We start from the raw sequence: 16728 nt of genomic DNA, 5'->3' as shown, positions 1-16728 counted from the left end.
CGCTGGCATCGCGGGTTGGAATCGCCATAAATGGCTTGCTGGGCGGTAGTCGGAGGTGGCACGGTGCTTGCGAATATATGCAGCCATTACCGGTGTTTTTTTCTCAGGAGGTTCTATGGCTGCACGCGCATGCAACGACGCGGGTATCGCGTTGATCAAGCAATTCGAAGGGGCGGGGGGCTGGGATGCCACGGCACAGGTCTTCCGTCCGTATGCCGATCCCATCGAGATCTGGACCATCGGCTGGGGCCACGAAATCACCGTCAACCACGAGCCGCTCAAGGGCCAGGCATGCGGTGCGCAGGCCGATCAGCTCTATCCCGGCGGACTGTGCGTGGCCGACGCCACCAGCCTGTTGCAGGATGATGTGAGCGCGACCTGCGCGGAGGTGCAGGGTTTGCTCAAGGTATCCGTCAACGACAACCAGTTTGCCGCGCTGGTCAGTTTTACCTACAACCTCGGCGTGGAAAATCTTGCGACTTCGACCCTGCTCAAGTTGTTGAACCAGGGCGACGTAGCAGGCGCGGCACAGCAATTCAAGCTGTGGGACCACGCCGGCGGTGTGGTGATGCCGGGGCTGGTCAAGCGCCGCCAGGCGGAGACAAATTTATTTCTTTTGCCGGTGGCATGACCTTTGCAGTAGAGCGCTGGCGGCACCGGTCCGGAACGGCGCCGCTGATGCAAATACCAACGCAAACCCAAAACTGAAAAGGGAAACAAGAAGATGGATTCCAATTTGTTATCGATGGCGCAGCAGTTCTCCGGACTGCCGATGGACGCGCTGATCGGCGGCCCGCTCAATGCCGCCGCCCGGGCCAACTCCGCCATGGCGCTGACCCAGACAAAATTCATGCTCGATACCTGCTTCAACCTGCAGCCGGTCGCGGCCACGGCGGAAGTCAAAGGCGTACCGGCGGTGGTCGATGCCCACGGCGTGGTGACGACGGCGGAAGTGGTCGGCAAACCGGCAATGGCGGCGTACAACAATTACTCGCCGATCATGGTGGTGATGTCGCTCACGCGTGGCGTGGTCACGCCGGGCTCTCCCGCAGTGCTGGGCCCCGACGGAAAAACCATCGTGGTACCCGCCACCGCCACCAGCTTGCAGTCGCTGACCACGCAGTTCAACCTGCCTTTGCTGACCATCGTCCCGCTCAATTCGCTGGCCGTGGACACGGTCGACATCAACTTCGAAATGGAAGTGAACTCGAGCTTCTCCGAAGAACAGTCGGACCAGAAGTCGTCGGAAAGCAAGGGTGAAGGCAGCTTCGAAGCCAAGGTGGGCTGGGGGCCGGTGTCGGTCACCATCCGCGGTAGCGCCAGTTACGATTCGAAAGATTCGTCGACGCATAACACCCACTACCAGAAGAGCAACTCGGCGAAATACACGGTGGCGGTCCACGCGGCCCAGTTGCCGTTGCCGCAGGGCGTGAACACCATCATCGAGGCGTTCACCCAGTCGATCTCGCCGATCACGCTGGATGCGCCTGCTGCGCCCAAATCGTAAGCGCTCCCGTTGTGGCCGGCCCTTGACCGGGGCCGGCCTGTTTAACCCACTTCGCCACCGTGCGTGAACTTATGGCCGACTCCGGAAAAAAAACGTTCAAACCCAACTTCAGCAAGGAACTCGATATCGAAGCCATGATCAGCGCCCCGCTGGTCGCAGCGTCGAAAGCCAACGCGGTGATGGTGACCGGGCAAACCAGGTTCCTGCTGGAGTACTGCTTTACCAAAGACCAGAACGACGTTTATGCGCCGATCATGATCGTGATGTCCATGACCAGGGGCGTGGTCGATGAGGCAGCGGACGATGGCGAGCCGGGCCAGGTGAAGATGGTGGAGCTCAATTTTTCGATGCCGCTGCTGTGCATCATCCCGATCAACTCGCTGGCAGTGGACAAGGTCAGCATCGATTTCGATATGGAAATCACGTCCACGATACCGAAGAAGGCTGTTGCCGCCAACGGCACCGATAACAAGGTAACCGATCACCGCGCCAAATTGAATGGAAAAATCGCACGGTCATCGCAAGGTGGCAAGGGGGCGGACCAGCGCAGCAATTTGAAGGTGAGCCTGAATGCCAGCCCGCTGCCATTACCAACCGGCGTGCTGACCATTCTCGATCTGTACACCAAGGCCATCCAGCCCGTTGCCGTTCCCACTTCCGCTCCCGCTTCCGCGTCGGCTAACAGAAACCCAACTATTTCAAACAAATCATGATCAATTCCGAACAGTCCATCCCGTGCCCTGTGTGCAATAACAAGATTCCCTTCAATACCCACCAGTTGCTGCTTGGCGTGCAGTTCATCTGTTCGCAATGCAGTGCCGCGATCGGGCTGGCGGTGGAAAGCAAGCCTCTGGTAGCGAACGCCATGGAAAAACTGGAACAAGTGAAACGACGGGGGTAACACCGATGATCAGCCTGAAATCATTCATAGCCGCAATCCACGCAGCCCTGGTCGGTGCGAGCGATGCGCTGATGGATGCGAATACCAAGATCCTCGATAAATATTTCATCGAGGTGCCCGCCGACCCTGCAACAGGCAGCCAGCCGGGCGACCAGAAGACCCTGGTGCCGCGCACGGTCACGCTGGAATATCCGCACCTGAACGAGGCCGGCCAGCTCGAGAACCTGGAAGTGGCGGTCCCGCTGGTCACCCTGGTGCCGTTCACGATGGCCAAGGTGGAAACGGCCAGGTTCACGGCCAGCTTCGAGATGGAAATCGTCGGGGGCGAGTTGCAGTTGAATTTTCCGGGCGGCCAGAACGGGGGGCTGTTCAAAAAGAAGCCCAAGACCGGCACCCTCGACATCACGCTGTCACCGCAGGAAACGCCAGAAGGTTTGCGCCTGCTGGTGGAGGGGTATGAAGCGATCTTGAAACGACAGATATCTTGATAAACTCAAAGGAAAACACATGAGCAACAATGGTAACAATGCGCAGTACTCGATCCACCCGGCCATCGGTATCGGTCGCGTCGGTAACAGCCTCGATTCGTTCTACCTGGCGCCGGAAACCACCGGCGGCCTGCCGTTCGAAGCCGACGCCAACGGCAATCCCGTCCTCCAGAACAACCAGCCGGTCACCGTCAGCCAGTTCAAGGACAGCCTCGGTCGCGTGCGCCGCCAGGCTGCCAAGTTCCAGATCTACCGCAACCTGCCTGACCAGGCGCCCGTTGCCATTGCGCTCGACGATCCGGCCATCGCCAAGATCGAATGGAAAGTCCACGTCGCCAACAAGAAGGCGGCCTGGTGGAACTACGTGCCACTGCTGGGCGACCTGATGTTCGGCCAGAACAACAGCTACGAAACCTGGACCAATACGCCGGAAGCGTGGGGCTTGAGCCAGCAGAACTGGATCGGTTTGCGCAATCCCACCGTTACCGGCACCGACCGCCAGAAGCTGATCGTCGATCCGGGTCCGCGCGTGCTGGCGGGAGTGCAGCAAATCGCCCACTTCGACGCCCAGGGCGCCGGTAATTATCCGCACGTGTCGTTCCCGGATGCCAATGTCGTCACCCAGGGCCTGCCGGTGCGCACGCTCGGCGAAATGCGCACGGACAGCGCCGGCAACCTGCTGGTGATCGGCGCCTATGGCCGCGCCGGCGGCATCGATCCCATCACCGGCTTCGGCGGCGGCGACACCTGGAACGATGACATCGCGGACGGCCCGGTCACTGCCACCGTGTATTTCAGGGACGGCAGCGCACCGGTCGAACTGAAAGCCTGGGTAGTGATCGGCTCGCCGAAGTTCGCGCCCGAACTGGTCAATATCTCGACCTGGGACGACGTGGTGGCCGACCTGTCGATCAAGTTCAAGGGTGCGTTACCTGCCGCCTACGATGCGGCCCGGTGGGCGGCCACCGACGGCTGGAACCCAGACTACGTGGTCAACTTCGAGCAGGACATCCGGCCGTTCCTCGAGCGCATGGGCGACTACCAGTGGGTGGCCACGGTGCCGGCCATGACCGCGTTCATTCGCCCGGCCTTCGACGTGGCCGATGCGTCGGACCACAACCGCGCCAACCGCGAAAAATTCCTCAGCTATTTCCGCAAGCCGTCGAAGATCAAGCAGGCTTCTTTGACGCAGCCACCGGGCTTCTCGGGCGGGCAGGGCAACCAGTTGTTCAGCGGCAATACGCAGTCCGACCCGGCTGCCGGCATTCCGCTGATGCCGCTCAATTCCGGTACCAACTCGGTCCGCAACAACATCATCAGCAAGTTCTCGGTGCTGACCGATACCCAGTATTTCGCCCTTCAACAATGGGCTGCCGGCAAGTTTTCTCCCACCGCGCCGGGCCTGGCGCTTGCCGGCATCGCCGCGCTCGATCGCGCCGCCATCGGCAACTGCGTGGGCGAGCCGATGTGCCCCGGCATCGAGGTGACCTGGAGCGTGCGCAACCCGGTGATTTACGAGCGTCCGTACGCGATCTTGCACCGCGCCGATGCCGATTATGAAAAGAACGGCCTGTCGCCCGGTCGCGACGAGTGCGAACCGATCGACTGGAACAACCCGACCGTCGGCAGCGGTTGCGAGCCGGGCGACCTTACCAAGCGCATGGCAATTCCGTGGCAGGCGGACTTCTACGACTGCTCGGTGCAGATGATCAATTTCGACAACCCGGACCTGGTGAAAAATCCCGCTACGTCGATCCCGGTGCCGCCGACATACTACGCGTACTGGTGGCCGCCGCAAAGCCCGTGGAACGTCATCAGCGGCGCCACCACCAGGGAAGAGCAGCTGGTAGCTGGCGTGCCGGCCGGCATGCAGGTGATGTACAGCCGTGGCATGAACAGCTTCTCGCAAATGATCAGCTCATGGCAATACCTGGGCTTCGTGGTCAACCAGAACAAGGACGCGGATGCCGGCCGCCTGTACCCGTACTTTGTCGAGAAGGAACGCAACCACGATAAATTCGTCGTGGCCAGCGTGGGCGTGGGCAATGCCAGCAGCTTCATCACCGGCGACGACTCGAATTATCTGCCCGCCTGGTTCCTGAAGGACGAGGACCCGCAGTCGCCGAAGGAGAAGCTGCAGGCACTGCAAGCCAGCGTGGCAAGCAGCAACGGGGCGCAGGCGTCGCAGCATGACGTGCCGCAGAAAATCGTTGCTGCCGGCCGTCGTCGTTACGGGCACTAGGATGGATGCGCCGCTTGATTACGACGTGGTGGTGATCGGCGGCGGTGCCGCCGGCACTGCTGCCGCGCTGGCGCTGTCCCGCTACACGCGCCTGCGGGTGGCGCTGGTCGAGCGGCGCCTGTTCGAGGACTTCCGGGCCGGAGAATCGGTCTCGGCATCGCTGTTGTCGCTGCTCGATTACCTGGGCGTGCCGCGCGCGGCGCTGGCGGGGGCGCAACTGCCCACGTATTCGCACGCGGCAGCGTGGGGCAGCGGTGCCCTGGTGATGCGCGAGACCATTTTCAGCAGCCAGGGCAATACCTTGCAGCTGGACCGCAGGCGCTACGACACCATTCTGCTCGACCAGGCAGCCAGGGCCGGGGTGGCGCTGTACCGGCCCGCCGAGGTCGTTCAGCTTGCGCATGGCGAGGCATGGCGCCTGCAACTGCTGGTCGGCGGCAAGGCGCTCGACCTGTCGGCGCGCTACCTGGTCGATTGCAGCGGCAAGAGTGCGCTGGTGGTCAAAAAGCGCGGGCGCCCCGTGCATACCGAGGATGGCCTGGTGGCGCTGTACGGCTACTACGACCTGGGCGCCCCCACGTTCCTGCCGCAACAGACGCTGGTGGAAACCACGGAACACGGCTGGTATTACGTCACGCCACTGCCGGGCGACAAGGTGGCGGTAGCCTTCATCACCGACACCGACATCCTCAAGCGCCTCGCGCTCAACGAGGCAGACAACTGGCGCGCACAGGGACTGGCAACGCCGCACGTGGGCCGGATCATGGCGCGCCTACCGGCGCCGGCAGCCATGCGCCACTACGCCATCCACAGCCGCGTGGCTTCGCTGCCCGACAGCGAGAACTGGACCGCCGCCGGCGATGCGGCCGTGTGTTTCGATCCGATTTCATCGATGGGCATCGGCCAGGCGGTGAGCGCCGGCATCCACGCTGCGCGGGTGGCCGAAGCGACCCTGCTGGGCGACACCAGCATGGCCCGCCAATACAACCGCTCGCTGTTCGACAACTTCGAAACCTATCTGCACATGCGCCAAGGCTATTACGCGGCCGAGCAGCGGTGGCCGGACGCGCCGTTCTGGCAGCGCCGCAGCAAGCGCCAAACGCGCTGATTGCGCTGCACTGAAAGTGAATTGAAAGCTTCAGGCACTTATAGTATTCACGTCGCTGATGTTACATATGCGAGAAAACTATAACCCCGGTGTGGTTGCCGGAGACGAAATGCCTGGAGGAAATCAAATGTTGACCGTGCTTGCTTATTCGATGGTCGTGGTGTTTATGTTCTTGATCATGACCAAGCGCCTGCCGGCGCTGGTCGCGCTGATCCTGGTGCCGATCATCTTTGGCGTGATCGGCGGCTTTGCCCCCGAGCTCGGCCCGATGATGCTGGCCGGGATCAAGCAACTGGCGCCGACCGGCGTCATGCTGATGTTTGCCATCCTGTACTTCGGCGTCATGATCGATGCGGGCCTGTTCGATCCGGTCGTCAAGCTGATCCTCAAGCTGGTCAAGGGCGACCCGATGAAAATCGTGGTCGGCACGGCCGCGCTGACGATGATCGTCTCGCTCGACGGCGACGGCGCCACCACCTACATGATCACCGTCTCGGCCATGCTGCCGCTGTACCAGCGCCTCGGCATGAGCCGCCTGGTGATGGCCTGCGTGATCATGCTGGCTGGCGGCGTGTTCAACATCCTGCCATGGGGAGGGCCGACCGCTCGCGCTGCCAGCGCCCTGGGCGTAGACGTCGGCCACATCTTCGTGCCGATGATCCCGGCCATGATCGCCGGCGTATGCTGGGTGCTGTTCGTGGCCTATATGCTGGGCCGCAAGGAACGCAAGCGTCTTGGCGTGGTGGAGTTGCAGCCGCTGCAATCGAAAGCGGCCAAGGCCGCCCAGGCGGCCCAGGAAGAGCTGGACGCCGCGCTGGTTCCGCAAAAGGCTTACGCCGGTTTCGAACAGCCGCGCCAGGTGAACGCCGCCATGAGCGGTTACACGCCGGCCGCTGGCGCCACCCAGTTCGGTCACAGCGACGGCGCCCGTTTCGTGGGCCGCCGCGCCGGCGCCGACCGCAAGGTCGTGCACCTGAACTGCCCGCCGGAAGTCGAGAACTGCGACGACATCAAGGTCGGCGATCCGAAGACCGCGCGTCCCAAGCTGATCTGGGTGAATTTTGGGCTGACCCTGGCGCTGATGGTAATGCTGGTGCTGGCCGTGCTGCCGCTGCCGGTGCTGTTCATGATCGCGTTTGCGATTGCCATCATGATCAACTACCCGAACATGGAAGAGCAAAAGGAGCGCATCGCCGCCCATGCCGGCAATGTGCTGCCGGTGGTGTCGCTGATCTTCGCGGCCGGTATTTTCGTCGGCATCCTGCAAGGCACCAAGATGGTCGATGCGATTGCCGCCAGCGTGATCTATGCAATTCCCGAGTGGATGGGCCCGCACCTGGCCATCGTCACCGGCCTGCTCAGCATTCCGTTCACGTTCTTCATCTCGAACGACGCGTTTTACTTCGGCATCGTGCCGATCCTGGCCAAGGCCGCTGCCGTGTACGGCATCACCGGCGCCGAAATCGGCCGCGCTTCGATCATCGGCCAGCCGGTGCACTTGCTCAGCCCGCTGGTGGCCTCGACCTACCTGCTGGTGGGCATGGCGAAGGTGGAGTTCGGCGATCACCAGCGCTATACCTTGCTGTGGGCCATCTCGGCGTCGCTGGTGATGCTGGTGGCGGCGCTGGTGTGCGGTGTGATTCCGTTCATGGGCGTTGCCAGCTAGGCCGTACTGGTAAAATAGCGAATGTCAGCGTATTGAAGGCCGACCTGTTGTCGGCCTTCTTATTTTCATAGGTATTCATGGCAGTCAAATCTCCCTGCACCGGCGTGTGCGAATTCGAAGGCCGCACCGGCTATTGCGGGGAATGCCTGCGCACGCTGGACGAGGCGCGGTCGTGGAAGAAAATGACCGACCACAAGCGGCACCAGATCATCAACGACAAGCCGCGCCGCATCCAGAAGCTGGCCAAGGCCACCGCCGCCTGAGTTTATTTCCCCAGCAAGCGCAGCGATTCTTCCCAGTTGCCCCGCCACGCGTGCAGGAAATCGTGCGATGTGAAGGCCCGCTTCAAGGGGCCGATCGGTGCGCGGTACACATCGTGCAGGCCCAGGGCCAGCGTGACCGGATTCCACACCGCGTTGCGCTTCGATTTTTTGGCGCTTGCCTTGACGCGGGCGCCATCGTCGCCAAAAATGCCGATCGCTTCGTCGAGCGCCTGGTCCAGGTTCAATTTCACCAGCGCGCCAAACGCGTGCAGCACTTCGGCCTTGCTGATGCCTGCCTGGGTTTCGGTCGTGGCGAGTTTCTGCTTTTCCTCCTGTGCCGCCTGCACTTCCTGTTTCAGCTTGCCCACCAGCCGTTCCAGGTCGCGCTTTTGAAAGCGCAGCTGGTCGAGCGACCGCGTAAAGCCTGGCGCCGGCAGCCGCACCGGCAGCTTGTAGGCGTCCTTGGTCATGGTGATCAAAATGTCCGCACTGCCGGCGGCCAGGCGGGCGACATCGTCTGCAAAATAAATCGGCGCGGCATAGCCGCCATTGGCATCGCCGAACAGGTCGGGATAAGCGGCATCGTAGTCGAGCCAGACCACCGGGATCAAGGCGCTGTCGAGTATGCGCGCCAGGGTCCACGGCGTGCCGGTCTGTTGTTCGAGCCAGGCGCAGGCTTCGGCGGTGGTGGCCCGGAAGGGCAGATCAGGCGTGCTCATGGTATCTCTCGGCTATGCGGTGGCGCGCAGAATATCACGCGTGCATCAAAAGCACGAATTCTGGGTAAACCGCTTGCCCACGGCGCGTACCAGGCCGGTGGCGGGGTCGATGTTGAATACCACGTAGCGGCGTTGCGGGCAGACCAGTTCAAGTGACTTTTTGCTGCACTCGAGCACGTCGGTCTTGCGCACGCCATCGTTGGTCGATACCGACACGTCCCGGTCGATGTACCGGCTGCATTCGAAACCCTGTTCCGTGGCCACTTTTCTGGCCGCGTCCATGGTCAGGCCGACCGCGTGCAGCTTTTCCACTTCTTCGGCCAGGGTGGCGTCGGAGACGCGGGTGAGGGCGCAGCCGCCCAGCGCCGAGCAGGCCAGCAACGGTAATATCCATCGTAACGTCGGTAACATCGATTCTTTCCTGGCTATAGAGCAACGCAGTGTACCGTGGAACATGGTCCGCACCGTTCGCCGCCGTACTGTGCGGTGCAGCGCTTTGTGCGATAGTGGCACGATGGATACCAAACAACTCCCCCGTACCGATGCCCGCCAGGCATCGATCGTCCGCCAGGGCCTGGAATGGGCCCGTACGTATGGCCAGCGCAGCGCCGCCGCCTTTCTGCTGGTGCGCAAGGTGCCGCGCCCGGTGGTCGAGCGCATACTCGCTGCCGCCATCCGCAAAGAAGACCGCGCACGATGACGTTCGCGCTGGTGGTTGAACCCGGGGCGCTCGAGCAAATGCGCAGCTTCAACCGCAAGCTGGCATGGGCGCCGCGTTTCAAGATCAGCAACCGCGTGATGCCGTTCGTGATCCAGTCGCTGTTGCGGCTGTCCCAGTGCGTGCCCGATGTGCGCACGATACGGTCCGGCGCGCGTATTTCGCAGCTCATGGCGCAGGCCGATGGACTGCGGGTGCCGGTGCGGGTATTGCGAGGAAACAGGCCGCCGCGCGCGGTGATACTGGATTTTCACGGCGGCGGCTGGGCGATCGGCAATGCGCAGATGAACGACCAGCTTAACGCCGAACTGATCGCGGCGTGCGATGTGGCGGTGGTGTCGGTCGATTACCGGCTGGCGACCAACACGCCGCTGGCGGCCATCATGGACGATTGCCTGGCGGCCGCACGCTGGCTGCTCGATGGCGGGCTGCCGGAATATGACGGGCTACCGGTGTATATGCTTGGCGAATCGGCCGGCGGCCACCTGGCGGCAGCCACGCTGCTGCAATTGCAGCGCTGGCCGGCGCTGCTGCGCCGTATCGATGGCGCCATCTTGTACTACGGCGTGTATGACCTGGCCGGTACGCCCAGCGTGCACGCGGCGGGCGCCGAGACGCTGGTGCTGCACGGCCCCTCGATGGCTGCGTCGCTGCGCCTGATCACGCCCGGTCTGACCGACGACCAGCGCCGCGCCGCGCCGGCTTCGCCCCTGTATGGCGACCTGGCCGGCCTGCCGCCGGCAATCATGTTTGCCGGCGAGCGCGATCCACTGCTTGACGATACCGCCCTGATGGCGGCGCGCTGGAGCGCCGTGACAGACGTCGAATGCCACGTGGTGCCCGAGGCGCCGCATGGTTTCATCCGCTTTCCGGTGCGCATCGCTGCGCAGGTACGCAGCCGTGTCCACGCATGGATCAACGGTCGCGTGCAGTTGGCGAAAACGATCAGTGTGCCGGATGGCACGCCTCCACTATAGGAGAGGCGAAACGCCGCAACGCTCCGCTACACTCGTTTCATTCTGAATGTTCACCGAGGAGAGACAGCCATGAGCGGTACCGCAGCGGATTACCTGGCAGGCACGCTGGCCCAGGCGGGTGTCAAGCGTATCTATGGCGTGGTGGGCGATTCGCTCAACGGCCTGACCGACTCGCTGCGCCGGCAGGACAAGATCGACTGGGTGCACATGCGCCACGAAGAAGGCGCCGCCTTTGCGGCCGGCGCCGAAGCCCATCTGACCGGCGAACTGGCCGTGTGCGCAGGCAGCTGCGGGCCCGGCAACCTGCACCTGATCAACGGCCTGTTCGACTGCCAGCGCAGTGGCGTGCCGGTGCTGGCGATTGCCGCCCATATCCCGAGCGCGGAAATCGGGATCGACTATTTCCAGTCCACCCACCCCGAAAGCCTGTTCCGGGAGTGCAGCCATTACGTCGAGCTGGTGTCCCATCCGGCGCAGCTGCCGCAGATTTTGCACCGCGCCATGCGCATCGCGGTAGCCAAGCGCGGCGTGGCCGTGGTGGTCATCCCCGGCGATATCGCCACCCAGCGCCTGCATGCCGAGCCGCCACCATGGCTGCTGCCCACCGCGCCGGCGATCCTGCCGCCGCCCGCCGACGTGGCGCAACTGGCCACCATCCTCAACGAATCCGAGCGCGTGGCCCTGTTCTGCGGTGCCGGTTGTGCAAGCGCCCATGCGCAGGTGATCGAACTGGCGCGCACGCTGCAAGCACCCATTGTCCACACGCTGCGCGGCAAGGAACACATCGAATACGACAATCCTTACGACGTGGGCATGACCGGCCTGGTGGGTTTTGCGTCCGGCTACAAGGCCATGAAAGGTTGCGATACGCTGGTGGTGCTGGGGGCGGACTTCCCGTACCGCCAGTTCTTCCCCGAGCATGCGCGCATCGTGCAAATCGACGTGCGGCCCGAGGCGCTGGGCAACCGCTGCCCGCTCACGATGGGCCTGCTGGGCGGCGTCAGGGAGACCTTGACCGCGCTGCTGCCCCTGCTCGAGGCCAAAACCGACGACAGCTTCCTGGCCAGCGCCCGGCAAGACTACATTGCCGCCCGCAAGGACCTCGACCAGCTGGCCGCGCTCGATGACGGCACCCGCCACATTCATCCGCAAGCGGTCACCCGCATCGTCAGCGAACTGGCGCATGATGACGCCATCTTCACCTGCGATGTCGGCACGCCGATCGCCTGGACCGCGCGCTACCTGAAACTGAACGGCAAGCGCCGCCTGGTCGGCTCGTTCAACCACGGCTCGATGGCCAACGCCATGCTGCATGCGATCGGCGCGCAGGTATCGCACCCGGACCGCCAGGTGATTTCATTCTCGGGCGACGGCGGTTTTGCGATGATGATGGGCGAATTCCTCACGCTGCTGCAACTGGACCTGCCGGTAAAAATCGTCGTGCTCAATAACGGCACGCTGGGCTTCGTGGAAATGGAAATGAAAGCCCACGGCTACCCGGACGTCGGTTGCGATCTGAAAAATCCCAATTTCGCCGCCATGGCCGAGGCGATGGGCGTCAAGGGCATCCGCGTGGAGGACCCGCGGCAGCTCGAAAGCGCCATCGCTGCCGCGCTGGCCCACAACGGCCCGGTGCTGCTGGACGTGGTCACCCCGCGCCAGGAATTGATCATGCCGCCGACCACCACGGTGGAAGAGGCCGGCCAGTTCGGGCTGTTCATGATGAAGGCGGTGCTTGACGGCCGCGCCGGTGAACTGATCGACCTGGCCAAAGTGAATTTGCTGCGCTAATCTCAAGGAATCGATATGCCCCAATCTCAATTGTTCACCCCGCTGCAAGTGCGCAAGCTTACGCTGGACAACCGCATCGTGATCGCGCCGATGTGCCAGTACTCGGCCGTCGATGGTTGCATGACCGACTGGCACCAGATGCACCTGGGCCAGCTGGCGCAATCGGGCGCGGCGCTGCTCACCATCGAGGCGACCGCAGTGCTGCCCGAAGGACGCATCAGCTATGGCGACGTGGGCCTGTACGATGACGCTACCCAGGCCGCCATGGGCCGCGTGATCGACTCGATCCGGCACTGGTCCGCCATGCCGGTTGCGGTGCAACTGAACCACGCCGGCCGCAAGGCTTCCACTCAGAAGCCGTGGGATGGCGGCGCCCAGATCGCCCCGGGCCAGCCCGATGGCTGGGCCACGGTGGCGCCGTCGGCGGTAGCGTTTCATGATGATTACGTTGCCCCGGCGGCGCTCGACCACGCAGGTCTGCGCCGCATCCGCGACGGCTTTGCTGCCGCTGCGCGCCGCGCTGCCGACCTCGGTATCGACGTGATCCAGATCCACGCCGCGCACGGCTACCTGCTGCACCAGTTCCTTTCGCCGTTATCGAACCTGCGCACCGACGAATACGGCGGTGCGCTGGACAACCGCGCGCGCTTTCCGCTCGAGGTGTTCGACGCGGTACGCGCGGCGTTCCCGCCAGATCGCGCCGTCAGCGTGCGCATCTCGGCCACCGACTGGGTGCCGGGTGGCTTTACCGTCGAAGAAGCGCAGGCCGTGTCGAAAATGTTCGAGGACCATGGCGCCGATGCGATCCACGTCTCGAGCGGCGGCCTGCATCGGGACCAGGATATTCCGGTCGGCCCCGGCTACCAGGTGCCGCTGGCGCGCGCCATCAAAAACGTGGTGCAGATTCCGGTGGTGGCCGTGGGCCTGATCACCGAACCGCTGCATGCCGAAGCGATCGTCGCCAACGGCGACGCCGACCTGGTGGCGCTGGCGCGCACCATCCTGTACGACCCGCGCTGGCCATGGCACGCGGCTGCCGCGCTGGGCGCGCAGGTGCACGCTGCCAGCCAGTACCTGCGGTGCCAGCCGTCGCAGTACAAGCAGCTGTTTCGCTCAGATCGGTGATTAAACACCGGCCATGCCGGTTTTGACATGGCTGTAGCCCGATCCGGCATAGCCGAGCAGGCCGTCCTCCGCTAGAATTTCCCGGATAACAACGAGGAGAGACTGATGCGGTATCCGATATCCCGAAGCACAACCAGTCCCCGCTGGTTGCCCGGCTTGCTGCTGGCGCTGGCCGTGGGCGGCACGGCCGGCACCGGACCGGTCATGGCGGCTACCGCCGATACGCCGGTCGCCGCCGCTGCCACCGCCACCGCCGTTGCTGCTGCTGCGGCGAATCGCACCATCCGCAACGGCGACTTCTGGCGCGATACCAGCGGCGCGCCGATCTATTCGCAGGGCGGCGGCGTGCTCAAGGTGGGCGACAAATACTACTGGTATGGCGTCAAGTACGAGGAAGCGGTCGGCTATATCGCTACCCGCAAGCCTGACGGCTCCGCGACCAGATTCAACGCGGTGACCGCCTACTCATCGACCGACCTGGTCAACTGGACCAGCGAGGGCGAAGTAATCAAGGTGGCGGCCCCCGGCAAGATCTTCGAGCGCGATGCCTGGCTCGGTCGGTTGGGCGTGGTCTACCACCAGCGCACCAAAAAATACGTGCTGATCACCCAGTACGGCAGCAAGAGCGCCGGTAACGGCGTGCTGTTCGCCACCAGCGATACGCCCACCGGCCCTTTCAAATACGACAACCTGCAAACGCAAGTGGCCAATGTCAACGGCGCGGCCACCGGCGACCAGACCGTGTTCATCGACGACGACGGCCAGCCTTACCTGATCTTCAGCAATTCCGGCGAGCGGCGCCACCTGTACGTGGCGCCGCTGCGCGCCAGCGACTTCTTGCAGGTGGGTCCGGCCAAGCTGGTGCACCAGGCGCCGGCTGGCGGGCGCGAAGGCAATGCCATGTTCAAGCACAACGGCCTGTATTATTTCTGCTCGTCGGAGCTGCACGGCTGGAATGCCTCGCGCAGCTATTACATGACGTCGACCAGCATCGACGGCCCCTACACGCCCGAGCGCCTGATCAAGGGCACGGAAAACGACTTCTCGCACGTCTCGCAAAACGGCTTTTTCATTGCCGTTGCCGGCGGCAAGCAGGGTATGGTGCTGTTTGCCGGCGACCGCTGGAGCAATTACGCCGGCAACGGCAATGGTTACAACATCTGGGTGCCGCTCACCTTCAAGGGAACGGCGCCGGTATTCAACTCGCTCAGCGAATTCTCGCTCGACGCCAGGCGCGGCACCTGGCAGGTGGGCAAGGGCAACAACTACGTGCTCAATCCCGGCTTCGAGGCCGACCGCGTGGCGCAGACCGGCGTTACCGGCTGGGTGGTCAGCTGGACCAACCTGAAAGGGCCGAGCCCCACCGTCAACGTGCTGGACAGCCGCACCGGCCGCTGGGCGCTGACGCTGGCGCACGACCAGCACACGATGGGCAGCGCGGTGCAGAACGTCACATTGCCGAACGGCCGCTACACGCTCAAGGCGTGGATAAAGGGCAGCGGCGGCCAAAAGGTGGCGCGGCTGTACGCCTACGGCCACGGCGGGCCGGAAGCGGCCATCACGCTCGAAACGGCCCGTACCGCGTGGACCGAGGTCAGCGTGCCCAACGTGGACGTCAAGAACGGCAGCGTGCAGATCGGCTTGTATTCGGAGGGCAGCGATGGTCAGTGGCTCAAGGTCGATGATGTAAGCCTGGTGGCGGAACAGTAAATAATCTTGGCCTTTTACGTTGAACTCAACGCCAGCCTTGCTCGATCTGTTCCAGGCTCTTGCCGCGCGTCTCCGGCAATTTGCGCAGCACGAAGACAAACCCCGCCAGGCAGATCCCCGCGTACAGCCAGAACGTCATGCCGGTGCCCATGGCGGCGTTGATCAACGGGAAGGTGTAGGTCAGCAGGAAGCACGCGGCCCACAGCGCCGTGGTGGCCACCGCCATGCACGCGCCGCGCACTTCCTGCGGGAAGATTTCGGACAGCGCCACCCAGGTCACCGGCGCCAGCGTCATCGAGTACACGGCAATCGCGGTCACCACCAGCAGCAGCATTGGCCAGCCCTGCCAGCCGGCCAGGTAGCAGGCGCCCAGCGCCAGGTAGATCACGAACAGGCCGGCGCAGCCGAGCAGCATCAGCCGGCGGCGGCCCCAGCGCTCGACGGTTGCCAGCGCCACCAGCGCGAACACGCAGTTGACCACGCCGGTGATGACGATGTTGAACAGCATGTCCGACACGGCGTAGCCGGCCGAGGCGAAAATCTCCTGGGCATAATTGAAAATCACGTTGATGCCGCACCATTGCTGCAATACGGCCAGCACGACGCCGATCACCAGCACGCGGGCAAAACGCGGCTCGGCCAGCACCTGCTGCAAGCTGCGGCCCCTCGATGCGCCCAGCGCGGTACGGATGTCGTGCATGGCGCCGCGCGCATAGTCGGCGCCGCCCAGCTTGTGCAGCGCTGCCAGCGCATCGTCGTTGCGGCCACGGCCGGCCAGCCAGCGCGGGCTCTCCGGGATCAGGAGGCAGCCAAGCAGGAAGGCGACCGCCGGCACGGCAGCAGCGGCAAACATCCAGCGCCAGCCGGTGGCGCCGTTCCAGCTGGCGGCCAGCTGGGCGGCGGTGGCGCCGGCCGGTACCGGTTCGGCGATCAACAGGTTGACGATTTGCGCGCCGAGAATGCCAAGCACGATGGCGATCTGGTTCAGGCAGACCATCCGGCCGCGTATTGCCGCCGGGGCGATTTCGGCGATGTACACCGGTGACAGCCCGGCTGCCAGGCCGATGGCCACGCCGCCGATCATGCGCCAGGCGATAAAGCCGTCGAACGAGCCGGCCCAGCCGGTGCCCACCGATGACACGGCAAAAATCACCGCCGCAATCAACAGGCCGCGCCGGCGGCCCAGCCTGTCGCTGATCCAGCCCGAGCCGATCGCGCCCACCAGGCAGCCGACCAGCGCGCAACTGACGGCCCACGCCTGCTGCGCCGGCGACACCAGCTGGAACCAAGCCTCGTAAAACGGCTTGGCGCCGCCGATCACGACCCAGTCGTAGCCGAACAGCAGCCCGCCCAGGGCGGATACGGCCGCCGCCAGCCACAAGGTGGTGGTGGAGGCGGGCGGTGGGGCTGTGGTTGTGCTGCCGGCAACCGGCTGTTCTATTCCATGCATCATTCCTCTGTCCTTTGCTGTTCGTCTCTTTATTTTGGGAATTTACTTCGTCCGCGATTTTAC

General features: G+C 63.8%; 17 protein-coding genes. 14 read left to right on the top strand and 3 right to left on the bottom strand.

What is annotated here, in order from left to right:
- Positions 1-115 precede the first annotated feature (115 nt).
- The 9 genes from SR858_RS13640 (at position 116) to SR858_RS13600 (ending at position 8175) form a co-directional block, all read left to right on the top strand.
- Complete coding sequence (locus tag SR858_RS13640) at positions 116-631, top strand: lysozyme (RefSeq protein ID WP_019924327.1); 516 nt, start codon at positions 116-118, stop codon at positions 629-631.
- Between the two features lie 93 nt (positions 632-724).
- On the top strand, positions 725-1507 hold the full coding sequence (locus SR858_RS13635) for a DUF2589 domain-containing protein (protein WP_019924328.1): 783 nt from the start codon (positions 725-727) through the stop codon (positions 1505-1507).
- Positions 1508-1578: 71 nt separating this feature from the next.
- The gene (locus tag SR858_RS13630; RefSeq protein WP_019924329.1) at positions 1579-2220 is read left to right on the top strand and encodes a DUF2589 domain-containing protein; all 642 of its coding nucleotides are present in this window, start codon (positions 1579-1581) and stop codon (positions 2218-2220) included.
- Positions 2217-2408 (top strand): hypothetical protein, encoded by a 192-nt coding sequence (locus tag SR858_RS13625; RefSeq protein WP_019924330.1) that lies wholly within the window; start codon positions 2217-2219, stop codon positions 2406-2408. Before SR858_RS13630 ends, SR858_RS13625 begins: the two co-directional genes overlap by 4 nt.
- 5 nt (positions 2409-2413) lie before the next feature.
- Positions 2414-2896: a DUF2589 domain-containing protein gene (locus SR858_RS13620; protein ID WP_019924331.1), complete on the top strand. Its 483-nt coding sequence runs from the start codon at positions 2414-2416 to the stop codon at positions 2894-2896.
- A gap of 19 nt (positions 2897-2915) precedes the next feature.
- Complete coding sequence (gene lodA, locus SR858_RS13615) at positions 2916-5138, top strand: CTQ-dependent lysine 6-oxidase LodA (RefSeq protein ID WP_019924332.1); 2223 nt, start codon at positions 2916-2918, stop codon at positions 5136-5138.
- A 1-nt stretch (position 5139) separates the two neighbouring features.
- A complete protein-coding gene (locus SR858_RS13610; RefSeq protein WP_019924333.1) occupies positions 5140-6246 on the top strand; it encodes a tryptophan 7-halogenase in 1107 nt (368 codons plus the stop codon).
- Between the two features lie 127 nt (positions 6247-6373).
- On the top strand, positions 6374-7912 hold the full coding sequence (locus SR858_RS13605) for a CitMHS family transporter (protein WP_019924334.1): 1539 nt from the start codon (positions 6374-6376) through the stop codon (positions 7910-7912).
- 77 nt (positions 7913-7989) lie between these two features.
- On the top strand, positions 7990-8175 hold the full coding sequence (locus tag SR858_RS13600) for a DUF1289 domain-containing protein (protein ID WP_019924335.1): 186 nt from the start codon (positions 7990-7992) through the stop codon (positions 8173-8175).
- A 2-nt stretch (positions 8176-8177) separates the two neighbouring features.
- On the opposite strand, the gene SR858_RS13595 is transcribed toward SR858_RS13600, so the two are convergent.
- Together SR858_RS13595 and SR858_RS13590 are read right to left on the bottom strand one after the other, a co-directional pair.
- On the bottom strand, positions 8178-8894 hold the full coding sequence (locus SR858_RS13595; protein ID WP_019924336.1) for a hypothetical protein: 717 nt from the start codon (positions 8892-8894) through the stop codon (positions 8178-8180).
- A 45-nt stretch (positions 8895-8939) separates the two neighbouring features.
- Positions 8940-9305 (bottom strand): hypothetical protein, encoded by a 366-nt coding sequence (locus tag SR858_RS13590; protein WP_040378147.1) that lies wholly within the window; start codon positions 9303-9305, stop codon positions 8940-8942.
- 103 nt (positions 9306-9408) lie between these two features.
- Here SR858_RS13590 and SR858_RS13585 point away from each other — a divergent pair, with 103 nt between their 5' ends.
- The 5 genes from SR858_RS13585 (at position 9409) to SR858_RS13565 (ending at position 15215) form a co-directional block, all read left to right on the top strand.
- Positions 9409-9594 (top strand): hypothetical protein, encoded by a 186-nt coding sequence (locus SR858_RS13585; protein ID WP_019924338.1) that lies wholly within the window; start codon positions 9409-9411, stop codon positions 9592-9594.
- The gene (locus tag SR858_RS13580) at positions 9591-10589 is read left to right on the top strand and encodes an alpha/beta hydrolase (protein WP_019924339.1); all 999 of its coding nucleotides are present in this window, start codon (positions 9591-9593) and stop codon (positions 10587-10589) included. The genes SR858_RS13585 and SR858_RS13580 overlap by 4 nt, the downstream gene beginning before the upstream one ends.
- 69 nt (positions 10590-10658) lie before the next feature.
- Positions 10659-12380 (top strand): ubiquinone-dependent pyruvate dehydrogenase, encoded by a 1722-nt coding sequence (gene poxB / locus SR858_RS13575; RefSeq protein ID WP_019924340.1) that lies wholly within the window; start codon positions 10659-10661, stop codon positions 12378-12380.
- Positions 12381-12395: 15 nt separating this feature from the next.
- Entirely contained in the window at positions 12396-13505 is a 1110-nt protein-coding gene (locus SR858_RS13570) for an NADH:flavin oxidoreductase/NADH oxidase (RefSeq protein ID WP_026637743.1), read from the top strand.
- A gap of 105 nt (positions 13506-13610) precedes the next feature.
- Positions 13611-15215 carry a family 43 glycosylhydrolase gene (locus tag SR858_RS13565; protein WP_322534594.1) on the top strand — a complete coding sequence of 535 codons (1605 nt, stop codon included), beginning with the start codon at positions 13611-13613 and terminating at the stop codon, positions 15213-15215.
- A gap of 25 nt (positions 15216-15240) precedes the next feature.
- Here SR858_RS13565 and SR858_RS13560 read toward each other — a convergent pair whose 3' ends face one another.
- The gene (locus tag SR858_RS13560; protein WP_322534593.1) at positions 15241-16668 is read right to left on the bottom strand and encodes a sugar porter family MFS transporter; all 1428 of its coding nucleotides are present in this window, start codon (positions 16666-16668) and stop codon (positions 15241-15243) included.
- Between the last annotated feature and the right edge of the window lie 60 nt (positions 16669-16728).

This window comes from Duganella zoogloeoides, from assembly GCF_034479515.1.
Taxonomy (GTDB): domain Bacteria; phylum Pseudomonadota; class Gammaproteobacteria; order Burkholderiales; family Burkholderiaceae_D; genus Rugamonas; species Rugamonas zoogloeoides.
The sequence above is the reverse complement of the archived record's forward strand: the minus strand, read 5'-3'. Positions and strand labels throughout refer to the sequence as shown.

Coding starts and splice junctions, on each gene's coding strand:
- SR858_RS13640 (WP_019924327.1), top strand. CDS start 116: ATGGCTGCACGCGCATGCAACGACGCGGGTATCGCGTTGATCAAGCAA.
- SR858_RS13635 (WP_019924328.1), top strand. CDS start 725: ATGGATTCCAATTTGTTATCGATGGCGCAGCAGTTCTCCGGACTGCCG.
- SR858_RS13630 (WP_019924329.1), top strand. CDS start 1,579: ATGGCCGACTCCGGAAAAAAAACGTTCAAACCCAACTTCAGCAAGGAA.
- SR858_RS13625 (WP_019924330.1), top strand. CDS start 2,217: ATGATCAATTCCGAACAGTCCATCCCGTGCCCTGTGTGCAATAACAAG.
- SR858_RS13620 (WP_019924331.1), top strand. CDS start 2,414: ATGATCAGCCTGAAATCATTCATAGCCGCAATCCACGCAGCCCTGGTC.
- lodA (WP_019924332.1), top strand. CDS start 2,916: ATGAGCAACAATGGTAACAATGCGCAGTACTCGATCCACCCGGCCATC.
- SR858_RS13610 (WP_019924333.1), top strand. CDS start 5,140: ATGGATGCGCCGCTTGATTACGACGTGGTGGTGATCGGCGGCGGTGCC.
- SR858_RS13605 (WP_019924334.1), top strand. CDS start 6,374: ATGTTGACCGTGCTTGCTTATTCGATGGTCGTGGTGTTTATGTTCTTG.
- SR858_RS13600 (WP_019924335.1), top strand. CDS start 7,990: ATGGCAGTCAAATCTCCCTGCACCGGCGTGTGCGAATTCGAAGGCCGC.
- SR858_RS13595 (WP_019924336.1), bottom strand. CDS start 8,894: ATGAGCACGCCTGATCTGCCCTTCCGGGCCACCACCGCCGAAGCCTGC.
- SR858_RS13590 (WP_040378147.1), bottom strand. CDS start 9,305: ATGTTACCGACGTTACGATGGATATTACCGTTGCTGGCCTGCTCGGCG.
- SR858_RS13585 (WP_019924338.1), top strand. CDS start 9,409: ATGGATACCAAACAACTCCCCCGTACCGATGCCCGCCAGGCATCGATC.
- SR858_RS13580 (WP_019924339.1), top strand. CDS start 9,591: ATGACGTTCGCGCTGGTGGTTGAACCCGGGGCGCTCGAGCAAATGCGC.
- poxB (WP_019924340.1), top strand. CDS start 10,659: ATGAGCGGTACCGCAGCGGATTACCTGGCAGGCACGCTGGCCCAGGCG.
- SR858_RS13570 (WP_026637743.1), top strand. CDS start 12,396: ATGCCCCAATCTCAATTGTTCACCCCGCTGCAAGTGCGCAAGCTTACG.
- SR858_RS13565 (WP_322534594.1), top strand. CDS start 13,611: ATGCGGTATCCGATATCCCGAAGCACAACCAGTCCCCGCTGGTTGCCC.
- SR858_RS13560 (WP_322534593.1), bottom strand. CDS start 16,668: ATGATGCATGGAATAGAACAGCCGGTTGCCGGCAGCACAACCACAGCC.